This is a genomic window from Streptomyces sp. NPDC048416, from assembly GCF_043200435.1.
Classification (GTDB): Bacteria; Actinomycetota; Actinomycetes; order Streptomycetales; family Streptomycetaceae; genus Streptomyces.
Window position 1 is genome coordinate 490,526 of record NZ_JBICXU010000001.1, and the last position, 16,234, is coordinate 506,759.

Genomic DNA, 16,234 nt, shown 5'->3' on the forward strand with positions numbered 1-16,234 from the left:
CGCCAAGCCACCGGAGTGGGTCCCGGCATCCCGGTAGACGTAGAGCATGAGCAGCGGCAACGGTACGGGCAGGAGCAGCGGCGTGCGGCAGACGGAGATGGGTGGCGGCCCCCTCACGACGGTGAGCCCGTGCGCCACGACGGTGAGCCCGTGCGCCACGACGGTGAGCCCGTGCGCCACGACAATGAGCCGGCGCGACGAGGACGACGACGCCCTCGACATCTTCCGTGTCCTGCGCGACGAGGGACGGCACCAGGTCGCCGAGGTGACGGCCGCGGGCGCCGCCTGGCTGTCGTCCGCGTCCGGCCACCCGCGCAGCACGCTCGCCCAGTGGGAGTCCCGGCCCACCGCACCCGGGGTGCTGCCGTGCGGCTCGGTCTTCGACGTGGTCAACGTGCCGTCGATGTTCGGGCGCCGCATGCTGGACCGCCTGTGGGCCGAGGGCCCCGGCTCCGGCCCGGTGGCGATCCACCGGGGGCGCATGCTCCTGTTCGCGGCGCCCGGTACGGCGCAGCGCCTGCCCTCGCTCCTGGAGTGGGAGGAGTGGCACGGCCCCGACGCCGCGGTGCCGCCGCTGCTGTGCCACGGCGCCGGTGACGCCGTCACCGTCCCGGCCCTGGTGCGCCCGGAGCCGGAGAACTCCGGCGCGGCCCGCTGGCTGGTCGCCCCCGACACCCGCCGGCCCTGGCTGCCGGGGCCGGACGTACTCCTGTGGGCCTGCGTCCGCGCCGCCAGGAACGAGGCCGGGGAGGGCCATCGGATTTCGATTTTTCCTCGCGCGGATCAGGATGCTAGTGTCTACGACGTCAGCAGGCGCCGCTAGCTCAGTTGGTTAGAGCAGCTGACTCTTAATCAGCGGGTCCGGGGTTCGAGTCCCTGGCGGCGCACAGACGGAAGAAGCCCCTCGCGGAAGCGGGGGGCTTTTTCGTTGCCCCGGCCGGGGCGGCTGACGGCCAGGGATCGCACGGCCGAGCGGTGCCGAAGCCGGCCAGGTGCGAGCGGTTCAAGCGGTCAAGCGGTCAAACGGTCAAGGGGTCAAGGGGTCAAGGGGAGATCTTGACCGTCCACGCGCCCGACTTCGTCCGGCCCTCCGCCTCGATCTTGATCCCCTCGCCGGGCACCGTGAACGTCTCGCCCACGCCCACCGGCGCGTCCGCGAGCGCCGGATACACCGACTTCTCCCAGCACGACTCCGTACCCGGGTGCGCGTCCAGCACCTCGACCGGTCCGCCACCCGAACCGGACCCGCTGCGGACCCGGTAGACCAGGAGTCCCGCGGTGCAGCTCGCCCGGTCCAGGCCCGCCGGTTCGCGTGCCTCGATGGCGATCGCGTGGTCCTCGCCGGTGCGGACCACCGCCAGCCGCTTGCCCGCGGTGCCGGCCTTCGCGGGGGACGCGGACAGTGGCTCCAGGGTGAGTCGGGCCGTCGTGCTGCCCGTCACACAGCTGACCTCGCGCCGGTCGATCCAGCCGAGCTTCCACTTCTGCCAGGCGAAGAGGTCGGGCGCCGTACCGAACTGGCTGCCCATCACGTCCCAGTCGCCGACGTAGGTGTCCCAGTCGCCGCTCTTGCCGTCCTGCGGCCGGTGGTAGAGGTCCGGCAGGTCGAAGACGTGCCCGGTCTCGTGGGCCAGCACGTTGCGGTCCGGCGGATGGTGCTCGAAGACCGTCACGACCCGGTTGATGTCCCGGCCGTCGGCGCGCACGGGCCGGTCGAAGTTGACCACCTTGGTGGCGTCCGAGTCGACGCCGGGCGCGTCCGGGTCGGCGACCAGATAGACGATGTCGTACGCGGAGAAGTCGGTCGTCGGGTCGGCCGCCCGGATCGCGTCCTTCAGGTAGCGGGTGCGCTGGCCCGGGTCCCAGTCCCGTTCTATGCGGTACGAGGTCGACGCGGCCGGCATGTGCACCCAGCGCTGCTGGGGCTCGGCGTCGAGCCGGAACTTCCCGTACGAGGCCTGCTCGAAGAAGCGGCTGGTGGCGGGGAAGTAGTCGGCGGCCAGGTCCTTGGGGGCGGTGGCGGGCCTGGAGTCCGGGAAGGACAGGAAGACCATGACCGCCTTCAGTGCGCGGACCGGGCGCGGGTAGGCGGAGTTCCAGGTGTCGACGCCGAGCGAGTGGTGGGCGTCGGTCCTCGGCAGGGCGCACGGCACCACGGAGTCCGCCGCGACCGCCGGCCCGGACACCAGCGAGATGGCGGCGAGCGCCATGAAGGAGGTGAGCGCCGCCGCCGCACTGCGCAGCCGGACACGCTCCACTCCCCCGGGTGTCTGCTGACCCTGCACGGCGACCTCCGGGAGCGGGATGCGGGACATCCCACCCACTTTGTGCAGGTTTCTGGCGATATGCCCTGTTGCGGTGCCCCAGAAGGGTGAGGGCGCCGACACCCCGATGACGTACGCAAAGTCACGACTGATCACGGAGGGCCCGAGCCCGGCCACACCCGCGCAGAAACGATCGGTCAGCGATCGACACAGAACTCCGGGTGCTCTTGATCACGACCGCGAAGCTGGATCGCGCCACCGGCCAGCCTCTATGATCGGCCTACTTTCCTGCGTGGATCCGGCCCCACAAGGCCGGCGTCCACCCCGGCCGAAGACCCCGGCCAACTCCGTACTACCTCTGCACGACTCGAATGCACTGCGGGAGCCAGCGGTGAGCGGAACCTCCGAAGGACCGGGTCGAGCACCCGGGACCATCCGGCCGCCCGTCACGGAGCGTCATACGGACCGGATCGCAGGCGTCCTGGCGGAACGCCCTCTCGAACACGCGGGAAACCCCCTGCCCGAGCACCCGCCGAAACCGGCCGGGCCCGCTCAGGACGCCTCCCCGACGTACCCGGCGGGGCGCTCCGCCTCCGAACTGCGCGACTACCGGGCCGCGTTCAACGCCGCCCATCTCGCGATGGCGGTCGTGGACCGCGAGGGCAGCGTCGTCGCCGCCAACGACGCGCTCGCCGAACTCCTCGGCACCGACCCGGGCTCGCTGCGCGAGCAGGACGCCGCCGACCTCGTCGACCTGGCCGCCGACCACCGCACCTGGCACGCCTACCGCGAGGTGCTGCGCGGCGCCCGCAACCGCTTCCGCTGCACCCGCCGCCTCAAGCACCCCGACGGCCACTCGCTCTGGGCCGAGGTCACCGTCGCGCCCGTACCCGACAGTTCCAGCGTGCTGCTCTCCATCGCGGACATCAGCGACCGGCGCGAGCTCCAGGCCCGGCTGCGCCACCTCCAGATGCACGACCCGGTGACCCGCCTGCCCAACCGCACCCTGTTCTTCGAACGGCTCAACGCCGCGCTCGAAGCGTCCGCGTACGACAACGGCGGCACCGGCCGCATCGGGATCTGCTATCTGGATCTCGACGGGTTCAAGGCGGTCAACGACACGCTGGGCCACCGGGTCGGCGACCGGCTGCTGAGCGCGGTCGCGGGCCGCCTCACCGAGTGCGCCGACCAGTCCGGCTACGCACGCAGCGGCGGGCACCTGGTGGCACGGCTCGGCGGCGACGAGTTCGCCGTCCTGGTCGAGGATTCCACGGGTACGGAGCAACTGGCCGAGCTCGCCCGTTCCGTGCTGAACGCGCTTCAGCGGCCCTTCGACCTGGCAGGCCAGCGCCTGTCGGTCTCGGCCTCGATCGGGGTGGTGGAGCGGGCCGGCGCCGGCACCACGGCGACCGGTCTGATGCAGGCCGCCGACACCACGCTGTACTGGGCCAAGGCCGACGGCAAGGCACGCTGGACGCTCTTCGACCCCGAGCGCAACGCGCACCGCATGACCCGCCAGGCGCTGTCCTCCACGCTCCGCCCGGCCGTGGAGCGCGGCGAGTTCACCCTGGAGTACCAGCCGCTGGTGGGGATGGCCGACGGTGTCGTGCACGGCGTCGAGGCGCTGGTCCGCTGGAATCACCCCCAATTCGGGATGCTTCCGCCGAATCGGTTCATCCAGATCGCCGAGGAGGACGGCTCGGTGGTCCAGCTCGGCCGGTGGGTGCTGCGCACCGCGTGCCGGCAGGCCAGGCGCTGGCAGATCGAGCACCCCGATGTGCCGCCGGTCTTCGTGAGCGTCAATGTCGCGGTGCGCCAGGTGTGGGACTCCGACCTGGTGGCGGACGTGGCGGAGATCCTGGCGGAGACCGGACTCGCGCCCCATCTGCTCCAGTTGGAGCTGACCGAGTCCGCGGTGATGGGCTCGGCGGGCCGCCCGCTCCAGGCCCTTCAGGCGCTGTCCGACATGGGCGTGCACATCGCGATCGACGACTTCGGCACCGGCTACTCCAATCTCGCCTATCTGAGCCGGCTGCCCGTCTCCGTCCTCAAGCTGGACGGGTCGTTCGTGCGCGGCTTCCAGTACGACGAGGGCGGCGCCCACCCCAGCCCGGCCGACGAGACCATCGTCGAGGCCATGGTCCAGCTCGCCCACCGGCTCGGGCTCACCGTCACCGCCGAGTGCGTGGAGACCCCCGAACAGGCGACCCGGCTGGCCCGGATCGGCTGCGACACGGGCCAGGGCTGGCTCTACTCACGGGCGGTCGCCCCGGACCGGATCGCCCGGATGATCGCGCACAGCCCGCAGAAGGTCTGAGTCCCGCACGAATTGCCGCACGAATTGCCGCACGAATCCCCGCACGAATTGCCGCTCGAATTGCCGCTCGAAGCCCCGCACGAAGCCCCTTCGCCGAATCCCCTGCATGAAGACGGCCGCCCCGCTCCTCCCGGAGGAAGAGCGGGGCGGCCGTGCGTGACGGGTGGATCAGCAGGCGCCGAGGTCCTGCCAGACGCCCCACTGCCCGGTGGTGCCGGGCTGCTCGCCCTTGGTCCACCACTGCGCCTTCCAGGTGTGACCGCCGTAGGAGACCTGGTTGCCTCCGGTGTAGGTCGCGCCGCTGTCCCAGGCCGCGGCGGTGCAGCCACCGGGGGTCGGGGACGGGCTGGTGGGGGCGGTCGGGGTGGGCGACGGGGAGTTGGTGGCCGTCGGCGTCGGGTCCGGGGTCGAGGAGGGCGAGGAGCCGACCGCGTCCACGATGTCGTTGAGCAGCGTGGTCTTGTCGTCGAGGCCGAGCAGGCTGTACATCATGGCGCCGGCCAGACCTCGCTGGTGGGCGTAGTCGGCGCGGGCCTGGATGGACTGCTTGTCGAGGCCGGTGAAGAACTCGCCGTCCTTGTAGAAGTACGAGGCCTTCGCGTCGGCGTCCCAGAAGGTGGTCGCGGGGTTGTCGACGATGCCGCCGAGCTCCTTGTAGAGCGCGGTGCCCGCGACCTGGCTGGTGGGCCGGGCGCCCGAGGGACCGGTCGCGCTCTGGCCGAGCCCGTTGTTGGTCGCCGGGACGCCCTTCCAGCCGCGGTAGTAGAACTCGTACCCCAGCGTGATCTTGTTGGCGGGGAAGCCGCCCGCTATGCCGTAGGCGGGGTTGCCGTCGATCCAGGAGTCGATCGCGTTGGAGATCGAGTACTTCTGGGTGCCGGGCTTGATGACGTCCGTGGGGTCGTTGGGCGGCGAGACCAGCGGGGACTGGTGGTAGGCCGGTCCCGTCGCGTTCCAGGCGCCGTGCATGTCGTACGTCATGATGTTGGCGTAGTCGAGGGACGCGCCGATCTTGTCCGTCTCGATGTTCTTGATCTTGTCCTGACCGGCCGGGAGCGCCGCCGTCAGGAGGTAGTGCTTGCCGCCGTGCGCGGTTCCGTACGCGTCGAGCTGCTTGCGGAACTCGGCGAGCAGGGCGGTGTAGTTGGCCTTGTCCTCGGCGCCGTAGTGGTTGCCGAGGTGGCCGTCGGGCGAGCCCGGGTACTCCCAGTCGATGTCGACGCCGTCGAAGATCCCGGCCGCCGCGCCCGCGCCGCCGTAGCCGCCCTCGGTGGGCAGGTTGCCGGCGATGTACTGGTCGATGCAGGACGAGACGAACTTCTTGCGGCTGGCGTCGGTGAGGGCCGCGTCGTGGAAGTACTTGGAGTACGTCCAGCCGCCGATCGAAATGTTGATCTTCAGCTTGGGGTACTTGGCCTTCAGTTCCTTGAACTGGTTGAAGACGCCCACGATGGGCTGGTTCCAGGTGTCGGCGACGCCGCTGACGCTGTCGGCGGCCGAGAACGACTTCTGGTAGTCCGCGAACGAATCGCCCGCCCCGTCACCGGCGTTGGGGTTGTTGTCGTCACCCGCCGCCTTGTTCGCCTCGAAGCAGGTGAGGTTGGTGGGGTCGATGTTGCCGAACGAGTAGTTGAGGACGTCCAGTTTGCCCGCGATGCCCCGGGTGTCGAGGTGCTTGGGGTAGAAGGCGTTCCCGTACACGCTCCACTGGTCGTAGTACGCGATCTTCACGCCGCCCGTCGAGGGTGCGGCGGCGCTCGGGGCGGCGTCGGCGGCGGATGCGGTGCCCAGGCCCGCGAAGGCGGCCAGGGCGCCGGCGGCGAGCACGGCGGTGCTCAGGGCGGCAACGAGAGGTCTGCGGCGGTGCAAGACGGCCTCCGGGGGGTGGGGCACGAGGGGGTGCGGGGAAGGGCGGTTGAGGAAGTGATAGCGATCGGATCCCGGCCACGTCAATGGTCTGAACCAAATTGAGGACTAGACCAATCCTGGGGCGAAACCCCTTGTCAGAAGCCGAGTTGAGGCGCTTTGCCCCTTCGGATGTGGGCCACGACCGGAGAAATGCGGCCACCCGGACCCGGCGGGGCGGGGTGGACCAGTCCCCTCCTCCGCCCCAGGTTTTACCGACGTAGCATCGCCGCGAGTTCCGCCAGTGTGCGCACCACGGCCCATCACCTACGAGGGCATGGGCGCGCTCCCCCACTTCAACCCGGACGACGACACGGACCCCCTGCCCGCGGAGGTCGTCCGCCTGCGCACCCTGATCGCCTCGGCGGACGCGCTGCTGATCTGCACCCCGGAGTACGCGGGTGACCTGCCGGGCTCCTTCAAGAACCTGCTCGACTGGACGGTGGGCGGCGTCGAGATCTCCGACAAGCCGGTGGGCTGGGTCAACGCCTCCGTCGCCCCGACGGGGGCGGCCGGGGCACATGCGGCGCTGCGCACGGTGCTGGGCTACACGGGGGCGCGCATCGTCGACCCGGCGGCCGTCCACATCCCGGTCCCGCGCGACGCGATCGCCCCATCGGGAACCATCACCGACCCGGCGTCGCGGGCCGCCCTGACCGGAGCGATCACCACCCTGCTCTCAGCGGCCCGCGCCCACCACTGAGCCCACCGCCCCGCCCCGCAGGGGCACGGGAACCGTGCGACCACCCACCCACGGCCCGCACGCGAGAGCGAAGAGCCCTGGTGCGCGCCCCGGGCGGGTGGGGTGCCGGGTCGCCCGCTAGGGGGTGTCTGGTGGATCAGGGTCGGTCAGGGTGCGGCGCCTGGTGCGGTGCATCGCAAGGCGCGGGAACGTCGTGATAGCGGAGCTATCGGGGCGTTTCGGCAACGCCGCGAGGTGCCGTGCCAGGCGCCGCACCCCCGGCCATGATCCACCAGACACCCCCTAGGGGGCGCAGGGTCAGGCGGGCAGGTCGGGCAGGCCGTACGCGTCGGCGATCAGCTCGTACGAACGCACCCTCACCTCCGGCCCATGCGCGTTCGCCGTGATCATCAGCTCGTCCGCGCCGGTCCGCTTCTGGAGGTCGTCCAGGCCCGCGCGTACCTCGTCGGACGTCCCGGAGATCACGTTGGCGAGCCAGCTGTCGACGAACTCCCGCTCCAGCGCGCTGAATTGGTGGGCCTCGGCCTCCTCGGGGGTCGGGACGAGGCCGGGCCGGCCGGTACGCAGCCGGACCATCGACAGCGCGTTGGTGAGTGTCTGGCGCCTGGCCTCGCGTTCGTCGTCCGCGGCCAGCGCCGACACGCCGATCAGCGCGTACGGCGCGTCAAGCAGCGCCGACGGCCGGAAGGAGTCGCGGTACAGGTCGAGCGCCGGGACCGTGTTGGCCGCCGAGAAGTGGTGGGCGAACGCGAACGGAAGGCCGAGCATGCCGGCCAGGCGGGCGCTGAAGCCGGAGGACCCGAGCAGCCAGATCGGCGGGCGGCCCGACGGGCCCTGGACGGGGCCCGGCACCGCGTGGATGCGGGCGTAGGGGTGCCCGTCGGGGAAGTCGTCGTCGAGGAAGCGGGTCAGTTCGGCCAGCTGCTGGGGGAAGTCGTCGGCGCCCTCGTTCAGCCGGTCGGTGCGGCGCAGCGCCGCCGCCGTCGCGCCGTCCGTGCCGGGCGCCCGCCCGAGCCCGAGGTCGACACGGCCCGGCGCCATCGCCTCCAGGGTGCCGAACTGCTCGGCGATGACCAGCGGCGCGTGGTTGGGCAGCATCACACCGCCCGAGCCGAGCCGGATGCGCGAGGTGTGGGCGGCGAGGTGGGCGAGGATCACGGCCGGCGCGGACGAGGCGACCCCGGGCATGGAGTGGTGCTCGGCGACCCAGTGCCGGTGGTAGCCGCGCCGCTCGGCGAGCCGGGAGATCTCCACGCTGGTACGCAGCGCACGGTGCGCGGTGTAGCCGTCGCCCACCGTCACCAGGTCGAGTACGGACAGGGGCACGGGCGCGGTCCCGGCCGCCGTCCCTCGTATCGCATCCACGTCCACCGCTCCACGCCTCCAGTCCGTCACACCAGGTCACTCGTCGTACGCCGCCGCCCGGACACCGATGCCGTACACGCAAGCAGTACAGACATCTGTGCCGTACGACGCCGGCTCCGTACGGGCACCGGGCACCGGCGCCGTACACACCCCGGAACAGGAGGCTAGCTCCGTTTTATTCCCCGCCGCGCCGCCGGGCGGCCCGCGACGCGGCCGCAGCCGGTGTTCCCACGTGCCGGGGCGCCGGCGTGGGTACGACATCCTCCATGACTGAGCCGAGCGAACTCACGGACATGACGGCACGTCAACTCCTGGCCGGCTACCGGGCCGGAACCTTCTCCCCCACCGAGGCGACCCTGGCGGTGCTGGCCCGCATCGAGGAAGTACAGCCTCGTCTGAACGCATTCGTACGCGTCGACGCCGAGCAGGCCCTGGCCCAGGCCCGCGCGGCCACGCGGCGCCGGCACGCGGGAGAGCCCCAGGGGTTGCTCGACGGGGTGCCGGTGTCGGTCAAGGATCTGCTCCTCCAGGCGGGTGGACCGACCCTGCGCGGCTCCAACACCACGTCCGATCGCGGGAGTTGGGGCGAGGACGCGCCGGCCGTCGCGCGGCTGCGCGAGCACGGGGCGGTGCTCATCGGCAAGACGACGACCTCGGAGTTCGGCTGGAAGGCCGTCACGGACTCCCCGCGCACCGGCATCACACGCAACCCGCACGATCCCGCGCGCACGGCGGGCGGCTCCAGCGGCGGCGGCGCGGCGGCGGTCGCGGCAGGGGCGGGTCCGCTCTCGCTCGGCACGGACGGGGGGGGCTCGATCCGCATCCCGGCCTCGTTCTGCGGCGTCCTCGGCCTGAAGCCCACCTACGGCCGGGCCCCCCTCTACCCCGCGAGCCCGTTCGGCCCCCTGGCACACGTGGGCCCGATCGCCCGGGACGCGGCGGACGCGGCGCTGCTGCTCGACGTCATCAGCGGCGCGGACCGGCGCGACCCCACCGCCCTCGCGCCCCCCGCCCACTCCTACGAGGCCGCCCTCGCCGAGGACACCGCGGCGGGCGTCAAGGGCCTGCGCATCGCCTACTCGCCGTCCTTCGGCGGGCAGGTGGCGGTGCGCCCCGAGGTGGCCGCGGCGGTGCGGGCGGCGGTGACCCGGCTCGCCGGCCTCGGCGCGTACGTGGAGGAGGCCGATCCCGACTTCGCGGACCCGGTCGATGTCTTCCACACCCTGTGGAACGCGGGGGCGGCCCGGCGGGTCGGTCAACTGGGCCTGGAGCAACGGGCATTGCTCGACCCGGGGCTGCGGGAGATCGCGGCGCGCGGCGCCCGCCTCTCGGCACTCGACCTGCTGGCCGCCGAGGACGCCCGGATCGGGCTCGGCAGGCGGATGGCCCGCTTCCACCAGCGTTACGACCTGCTGGTCACGCCGACACTGCCGATCACCGCGTTCGAGGCGGGCCGCGATGCGCCGGCCGGCTTCGCCCCGTACCGCTGGACGGCGTGGACGCCGTTCACCTATCCGTTCAATCTGACCCAGCAGCCCGCGGCGACCGTCCCGGTCGGGCGGGACGGCGACGGCCTACCGATCGGCCTCCAGCTGATCGCCGCGCGCCACGGCGACCGGACGGTGCTGCGGGCCGCCGCCGCCTTCCCGGGCTCCCCGGCGGGGTGAGTCCCCCATGCGCCCGCGCTCCCCGACGGGGTGAGTCCCGCGCTGCCCCCGCCCCCCGGCGGGGCGGGTCCCGCACGCGCCGCCCGCTCCCCGATGGGGTGAGTCCCGCGTGCGGGCCCCGGCGGCGTCCGAAAAAAAATAGTTGGCATGGGCTGGATAAAGGGGGGTAGCCGCGCCGCCATGGCCCGAGCTACCTCACGTCCCAGACGCTCCATACCCAGGCGGACCCTGCTCACCGGCGCCGCCGCCGTCGCCCTCACCGGCGCCGCCGCCTGCTCACGCGTCCCCGACGGCAACGCGCTGGCCCGCCTGAAGTCGCAGGGCACCGTCCGCCTCGGCATCGCCGGTGAGGTCCCGTACGGGTACGTGAACGACGAGGGCGAGTTCACCGGTGAGGCTCCCGAACTCGCCAAGGTGATTTTCAAACGGCTCGGAATCGGCCACGTACAGCCCGTCGCCACCGACTTCTCCTCGCTGATCCCCGGACTCAACTCCCAGCAGTTCGACGTCGTTTCGGCCGGGATGTACATCAACAAGGACCGTTGCGCGCAGGTGCTGTTCGCGGACCCCGAGTACCAGATGCTGGACGCGTTCATCGTCCGCAAGGGCAACCCGAAGAACCTCCACACCTATGAGGACGTCGTCCGCGCCAAGGCGCGGTTCGCGACCGGCACCGGTTACGCGGAGAGCGCCTACGCCACCGCCGCCGGTTACCCCGAGAAGGACATCGTGATCCTCCAGGACCAGGTGGCGGGCCTGAACGCCGTGGAGTCCGGCCGGGTCGACGTGTTCGCGGGCACCGCGCTCACGGTGCGCGAGGTGGTGAAGAAGAGCGCGAAGGCCGAGGCCACCCAGCCCTTCGCGGCGATCGTCGACGGCAAGAAGAAGATCGACGGCGGCGGCTTCGCCTTCCGTCCCACCGACGGCGCGCTGCGCGACGCGTTCAACGCCGAGATCCACCGCATGAAGCAGAGCGGCGAGCTCTTCCGGATCCTGAAGCCGTTCGGCTTCACCCAGGCCGAGATGACCAACCTGACCGCCAAGGAGCTGTGCCGATGACGGCCGGACTGTGGCAGCACTGGGTACTGCCGGGAATCTGGGTCACGTTCCAACTGACCGTGTACAGCGCCGCGTTGGCGGCCGCCGTCGCCTTCGGCGTGGGCATCGCCCGGACCCACCGCTCGCGCCTTGTGCGCTTCCTCGCGGCCGCGTACACGGAGATCTTCCGCGGCACATCGGCGCTGGTCCTGATGTTCTGGCTGTTCTTCGTGCTGCCGCCGCTCGCGGGCTGGCAACTGGTCCCGATGTGGGCGGCGGTGCTCGCGCTGGGCCTGTCCTACGGGGCGTACGGCGCGGAGATCGTGCGCGGCGCCCTGAACGCGGTCGCGCCCGCGCAGCGCGAGGCGGGCATCGCGCTCAGCTTCACGCCCTGGCAGCGGATGCGGCTCGTCCTGCTGCCGCAGGCGGTCCCGGAGATGATCCCGCCGTTCTGCAATCTGCTGGTCGAACTGCTCAAGGGAACCGCGCTCGTGTCCCTGCTCGGCGTGGGCGACGTGTCGTTCGCGGCGTACCTGGTGCGGCTCGCGACGCAGGACAGCGCGCAGATCTACACCATCACCCTCGTCATCTACTTCGTCCTCGCCTTCGGTGTCACCCGCGGCATGAAGGCGCTGGAACGCCGCACCAAGGCCAACCTGGGGGTGAGTGTCAAGTGAACTGGGACTGGTCCGCCGTCTGGGACTTCATGCCGCGCTTCTGGGACGGCGTGCTCACCACGCTGCACATCCTCGCGCTCGGCTCGCTCATCTCCTTCAGCCTCGGCCTGGTGTGGGCGCTCGCCTTCCGCGCCCCGACCCGCTTCGTGCGCTGGCCGGTCAACCTGATCACGGAGTTCATCCGCACCACGCCCCTGCTGGTACAGCTGTTCTTCCTGTTCTTCGTGCTGCCGGAGTGGGGCGTGAAGTTCTCCGCGCTGACCACCGGCATCCTCGCCATCGGCCTGCACTACTCGACGTACACCGCGCAGGTCTACCGGGCCGGCATCGACGCCGTGCCCAAGGGCCAGTGGGAGGCGGCGACCGCGCTGAGCCTGCCCGCGCACCGCACCTGGTTCGCGGTGATCCTGCCGCAGGCCGTCCGCCGCATCGCGCCGGCGCTCGGCAATTACGTCATCTCCATGCTGAAGGACACGCCGCTGCTCGCCGGCATCAGCGTCCTGGAGATGCTTCAGCAGTCCCGTCTCGCGGGGGCGAGCACCTTCCAGTACACCGAGCCGCTGACCGTCGTCGGCGTCGCCTTCATCCTCATCGCCTATCCGGCTTCGCTGTTCGTACGAGCCCTGGAGCGCCGCCTTGTCCGCTGACACCCAGATCGAGATGCCCGTGAAGAAGCGGAGCGGCAGCGAGCTGATCCGCTTCGAGAACGTCACCAAACGCTTCGGTGACAACACCGTCCTCGACGACCTGTGCTTCACCGCCCGCAAGGGCAAGCACGTCACCCTGATCGGCCCCTCGGGCTCCGGCAAGACCACCATCCTGCGGCTGCTCATGACCCTGGAGACCCCGGACTCGGGGATCATCCAGGTCAACGGGAACCGGCTGTTCCCGGCGAACGAGAAGGAGCGCAGCCAGGCCCGCAAGAAGATCGGGATGGTCTTCCAGCAGTTCAACCTGTTCCCCAACATGAGCGTGCTGCGCAACATCACCGAGGCCCCGGTCCGCGTGCTCGGCCTGTCCGCCGACGAGGCCGAGGAGCGGGCGCGCGAACTGCTCGACCTGGTGGGGCTCGACGAGAAGCGCGACGCGAAGCCCTCCCAGCTCTCCGGGGGCCAGCAGCAGCGCGTCGCGATCGCCCGGGCGCTCGCGATGCGTCCGGAGGTGCTGCTCCTGGACGAGGTGACGTCCGCGCTCGACCCGGAGCTGGTGGCCGGGGTGCTCGACCTGCTGCGCGACATCGCCCGCACCACGGACATCACCATGCTCTGTGTCACTCACGAGATGAGCTTCGCGCGGGACATCTCCGACGAGGTGATGATGTTCGACGCGGGCAAGGTCATCGAGTCGGGTCCGCCCGAGAAGATCTTCGGCGATCCGGAACACGAGCGTACGCGGGGATTCCTCGGCGCAATCGCGTGACCACGCGCCGTATACGGCGCTGACCTCACGTTCCGGCCATCCGAGCGCTCCCCCGATCGTGACTCTGGCATATGCCACGGTGGCGCGTCCCAGCGTAGAGCCCTGGAGCGCGTCACCAATCTTGTCAACACCCCCACCAGAAACGGGTCTTGGCGGCTATCGTGGAGGAGCAGACCTGCCACCTTCGCAGCTCGACCTGCTAGGGGGAAACCGTGGCGCTGAAGCCGGAGCCGACCGCGCCGTTCCATTCGGTGCATTACGTCCTGCGGGTCCTGGAAGCGATCTCCAGGCACGGCGGAGGCGTGACCGATGGCCAGATCGCGCGCGAGACCGGCCTGCCCACCGCCCACCTGACCTCGATGCTGCTCATGCTGCGCCGCGAGGGCTACGTCGAGCAGGTGGCCGACGGCGCCTATGTGATCGGCGACTCGATGGTCCTGCTCGGCTCGGGCGCCGCCCGCCGCGACGCCCTGGAGACCAAGCTCCAGGACATCCTCACGTCCCTGCGCGACACGGTGGGCGCGGCGGTCTACATCAGCCGCTACATCGACGGCGAGGTCAAGATCACCCAGTACGCGGACGGGCCGCGCGCCCCGAAGGTCAACGAGTGGGTCGACTTCAAGTCCGCGGCGCACGCCAGCGCGGTCGGCAAGTGCCTGCTGACCCAGCTCGACCAGAACGGCCGCCGCGACCACCTCTCGCGCCACAAGATCGCCCGGCTCACCTCGCGGACGATCACCAGCGAGAAGGTCCTGTTCTCCAAGCTCGACAGCCAGCCGGCCACCGTGCCGGTCCTCGACCTCCAGGAGTACGCGGTGGGCACGGTCTGCGCGGCCGTGCCCCTGACCGCGGGCTCGGCCGTGGGCTGCCTGGCCCTGTCGATGCCGATCGAGCACGCGCACCGGCTGCGCGCCGCGGCCGACACCCTCAACCGCCGGGCGGCCCCGGTGGTGCTCTCGCTGGCCATCTGAGGACCCCGCGCACCCCGGTTCCCGGTGGTCATCAGCACCCCGGGGGACCAGGTAGTATTTTCTCTGTCAGCAGGCGCCGCTAGCTCAGTTGGTTAGAGCAGCTGACTCTTAATCAGCGGGTCCGGGGTTCGAGTCCCTGGCGGCGCACCATGCGATTAGGTTGCTGACCTGGGCGTTCTCGGTTTTCCGAGAACGCCCATTCGCGTTTTCCGAGCGCAGCCGACAGGGCCTGCGGCCGGCACGCGGAGCGCGAACCTGGCACTGGCAGGACTACCCCCGGCGGGGCTGTCCACAGCTGGGATCTGGCTGAGCCGTTCCGGTCCGGCGAGCCTTGCCGCATGACCACGATCACCGCCTCGCCCCCGCAACAGTCGACGAGGATGACCAGCCGTCAGGTCGCCGTTCTTCTGGTGCTCCTCGCCTCGCAGTTCATGATGGCCGCCGATTTCTCCGTCCTCAACGTCGCCCTCCCCCGGGTCGGCGCCGACCTGGGGTTCACGGCGGGGAACCTCCAGTGGATCACCACCGTGTTCGCGCTCTGCGCGGCCGGCTGCACCCTGGTGTTCGGCCGGGTCGGTGACCTTCTTGGCCGGCGGCGCATCTTCATCGCCGGCATGGCCGTGCTCGCCGTCGCCTCGGTGCTGGGCGGCATCGCCACCGCTCCCCCGGTGCTTCTGGTGGCCCGCGCCCTTCAGGGCCTGGCCACGGCGGCGGTCACCCCGGCCGCGCTGGCGATGCTCACCACCGCGTTCACCGAGCCGGGCCTGCGCACCAGGGCCCTGGGCCTCAACGGCGTCATGATGAGCTCGGGATTCACCGTCGGGTCGATTCTCGGCGGTGTCCTCACGGACGCGTTCTCCTGGCGCTGGGCGTTCTTCATCAACGTGCCGGTCGCCGTCGCGGCCGTCGTCGTCGTGCCGCTCGTCGTCGCCGACAGCAGGGCGGAACGCAGGAGCAGGCTCGACGCCCCCGGCGCGCTGCTCATCACCTCCGGCCTCTTCACGCTGATCCACGGCATCACCCGCGCCGCCGAATCCGGCCTCGACACCCTCGCCTGCGCCTCGCTGATCGCCGCCGCCGTCCTGCTGGCCGCGTTCTGGACGGTGGAGCGCCGCACCACCGACGCCCTGGTGCCGGTCCGTATGCTGCGCAAGCCCGACATCGCCTTCGCCAACGCGGCCGCACTCCTCATCTTCGGCGGCGAGACCGCCCTCATCTTCTTCACCGGCCTGTACGTCCAGAACGTGCTCGGCCACTCCTCGCTCGTGGCCGGACTCGTTCTGCTCGGTATCGGGGCCGGCCAGATCCTCGGCGGAACGATCGGCCCACGGATCCTCGAAAGGGTGTCGCCCCGTACGCTCCTCGGCATCGCGCTCATCGGCCAGGGCGCCTTCATGCTGCCCGGCATCCGGATGTCGGCGGCGTCCCACTGGCTGATCCCGCTGATCGCCGCCCAGTTCGTGAACGCGGTCTTCTCCATGCTGGCGATGCTGGCCTTCATGGTGCTCTCCACGTCGGCCGCGGACAGCGGCCGGCAGGGCATGGCGACCGGCATGGCGACGCAGAGCCAGCAGGTCGGTATGGCGATCGGCATCCCGCTGCTCAGCGCGGTGTTCACCACGTCCGTCGGCGACAAGAACTCCGGCGCCGGTGTCGCCGGGCAGTTGTCCGGCATCCATGCCGCACTCGCCGTGGACTCCCTCTCCCTGATCGTCGGCGGCGTACTGCTGTGGCTGGTACTGCGACGCAAGGAGCGGCACTGAAAGTGAATGCGGCGCCGGGACCGCGAGCCCCCTCCCCGGCCCGCCGACGCGGCTCAACTGGGCTGCCGACGAAGGAAATCCATGATGCCGGAGCCAGCTCCCGGGAGCCAGAGGCCTCAGTGATACTGAAGGGGTGGACGAATAC

13 protein-coding genes and 2 tRNA genes are annotated in these 16,234 nt (G+C 71.0%); 12 read left to right on the plus strand and 3 right to left on the minus strand.

The features are described 5' to 3' along the window. The first annotated feature begins 184 nt into the window (after positions 1 to 184). Both ACGFW5_RS02230 and ACGFW5_RS02235 read left to right on the plus strand, forming a co-directional pair. The gene (locus tag ACGFW5_RS02230) at positions 185 to 823 is read left to right on the plus strand and encodes a bifunctional DNA primase/polymerase (RefSeq protein WP_393832353.1); all 639 of its coding nucleotides are present in this window, start codon (positions 185 to 187) and stop codon (positions 821 to 823) included. Continuing rightward, positions 814 to 887, plus strand: a tRNA-Lys gene (locus tag ACGFW5_RS02235). The genes ACGFW5_RS02230 and ACGFW5_RS02235 overlap by 10 nt, the downstream gene beginning before the upstream one ends. 156 nt (positions 888 to 1,043) lie before the next feature. Here ACGFW5_RS02235 and ACGFW5_RS02240 read toward each other — a convergent pair. Beyond that, positions 1,044 to 2,315, minus strand: a complete 1,272-nt coding sequence (locus ACGFW5_RS02240) for a M6 family metalloprotease domain-containing protein (RefSeq protein ID WP_393832232.1) — start codon at positions 2,313 to 2,315, stop codon at positions 1,044 to 1,046. Positions 2,316 to 2,655: 340 nt separating this feature from the next. Here ACGFW5_RS02240 and ACGFW5_RS02245 point away from each other — a divergent pair, with 340 nt between their 5' ends. Then, on the plus strand, positions 2,656 to 4,581 hold the full coding sequence (locus tag ACGFW5_RS02245; RefSeq protein ID WP_393832233.1) for a putative bifunctional diguanylate cyclase/phosphodiesterase: 1,926 nt from the start codon (positions 2,656 to 2,658) through the stop codon (positions 4,579 to 4,581). 168 nt (positions 4,582 to 4,749) lie between these two features. On the opposite strand, the gene ACGFW5_RS02250 is transcribed toward ACGFW5_RS02245, so the two are convergent. Further along, complete coding sequence (locus tag ACGFW5_RS02250; RefSeq protein ID WP_393832234.1) at positions 4,750 to 6,450, minus strand: glycosyl hydrolase family 18 protein; 1,701 nt, start codon at positions 6,448 to 6,450, stop codon at positions 4,750 to 4,752. 313 nt (positions 6,451 to 6,763) lie between these two features. Between ACGFW5_RS02250 and ACGFW5_RS02255 the strand changes: the two genes are divergently transcribed. Next, a complete protein-coding gene (locus ACGFW5_RS02255; protein WP_393832235.1) occupies positions 6,764 to 7,189 on the plus strand; it encodes an NADPH-dependent FMN reductase in 426 nt (141 codons plus the stop codon). A 297-nt stretch (positions 7,190 to 7,486) separates the two neighbouring features. Here the strand turns inward: ACGFW5_RS02255 and ACGFW5_RS02260 are convergent, their stop codons facing one another. Beyond that, complete coding sequence (locus ACGFW5_RS02260) at positions 7,487 to 8,554, minus strand: LLM class flavin-dependent oxidoreductase (protein ID WP_393832236.1); 1,068 nt, start codon at positions 8,552 to 8,554, stop codon at positions 7,487 to 7,489. 266 nt (positions 8,555 to 8,820) lie between these two features. On the opposite strand from ACGFW5_RS02260, the gene ACGFW5_RS02265 reads away from it, so the two are divergent. From ACGFW5_RS02265 to ACGFW5_RS02300, 8 genes are all read left to right on the plus strand, one after another. After that, complete coding sequence (locus ACGFW5_RS02265) at positions 8,821 to 10,221, plus strand: amidase (protein WP_393832237.1); 1,401 nt, start codon at positions 8,821 to 8,823, stop codon at positions 10,219 to 10,221. 180 nt (positions 10,222 to 10,401) lie between these two features. Beyond that, positions 10,402 to 11,280, plus strand: coding sequence for an ectoine/hydroxyectoine ABC transporter substrate-binding protein EhuB (ehuB, locus tag ACGFW5_RS02270; protein WP_393832238.1), 879 nt, complete (start codon positions 10,402 to 10,404; stop codon positions 11,278 to 11,280). Further along, positions 11,277 to 11,936, plus strand: coding sequence for an ectoine/hydroxyectoine ABC transporter permease subunit EhuC (ehuC, locus tag ACGFW5_RS02275; RefSeq protein WP_393832239.1), 660 nt, complete (start codon positions 11,277 to 11,279; stop codon positions 11,934 to 11,936). Before ehuB ends, ehuC begins: the two co-directional genes overlap by 4 nt. Next, complete coding sequence (gene ehuD / locus ACGFW5_RS02280) at positions 11,933 to 12,583, plus strand: ectoine/hydroxyectoine ABC transporter permease subunit EhuD (protein WP_393832240.1); 651 nt, start codon at positions 11,933 to 11,935, stop codon at positions 12,581 to 12,583. Before ehuC ends, ehuD begins: the two co-directional genes overlap by 4 nt. A gap of 13 nt (positions 12,584 to 12,596) precedes the next feature. Beyond that, positions 12,597 to 13,355 carry an amino acid ABC transporter ATP-binding protein gene (locus tag ACGFW5_RS02285; protein ID WP_393832354.1) on the plus strand — a complete coding sequence of 253 codons (759 nt, stop codon included), beginning with the start codon at positions 12,597 to 12,599 and terminating at the stop codon, positions 13,353 to 13,355. Between the two features lie 212 nt (positions 13,356 to 13,567). Beyond that, on the plus strand, positions 13,568 to 14,326 hold the full coding sequence (locus tag ACGFW5_RS02290) for an IclR family transcriptional regulator (protein ID WP_393832241.1): 759 nt from the start codon (positions 13,568 to 13,570) through the stop codon (positions 14,324 to 14,326). Between the two features lie 73 nt (positions 14,327 to 14,399). Further along, positions 14,400 to 14,476 (plus strand) — tRNA-Lys (locus tag ACGFW5_RS02295). A 188-nt stretch (positions 14,477 to 14,664) separates the two neighbouring features. After that, positions 14,665 to 16,089: an MFS transporter gene (locus ACGFW5_RS02300; protein ID WP_393832242.1), complete on the plus strand. Its 1,425-nt coding sequence runs from the start codon at positions 14,665 to 14,667 to the stop codon at positions 16,087 to 16,089. Positions 16,090 to 16,234: the final 145 nt, after the last annotated feature.

Excerpts from the sequence above, each read along its gene's own strand:
- ACGFW5_RS02230 (WP_393832353.1), top strand. The coding sequence starts at position 185 with ATGAGCCGGCGCGACGAGGACGACGACGCCCTCGACATCTTCCGTGTC.
- ehuB (WP_393832238.1), top strand. The coding sequence starts at position 10,402 with ATGGCCCGAGCTACCTCACGTCCCAGACGCTCCATACCCAGGCGGACC.
- ACGFW5_RS02285 (WP_393832354.1), top strand. The coding sequence starts at position 12,597 with ATGCCCGTGAAGAAGCGGAGCGGCAGCGAGCTGATCCGCTTCGAGAAC.
- ehuC (WP_393832239.1), top strand. The coding sequence starts at position 11,277 with ATGACGGCCGGACTGTGGCAGCACTGGGTACTGCCGGGAATCTGGGTC.
- ACGFW5_RS02300 (WP_393832242.1), top strand. The coding sequence starts at position 14,665 with ATGACCACGATCACCGCCTCGCCCCCGCAACAGTCGACGAGGATGACC.
- ACGFW5_RS02255 (WP_393832235.1), top strand. The coding sequence starts at position 6,764 with ATGGGCGCGCTCCCCCACTTCAACCCGGACGACGACACGGACCCCCTG.
- ACGFW5_RS02265 (WP_393832237.1), top strand. The coding sequence starts at position 8,821 with ATGACTGAGCCGAGCGAACTCACGGACATGACGGCACGTCAACTCCTG.
- ACGFW5_RS02240 (WP_393832232.1), bottom strand. The coding sequence starts at position 2,315 with ATGTCCCGCATCCCGCTCCCGGAGGTCGCCGTGCAGGGTCAGCAGACA.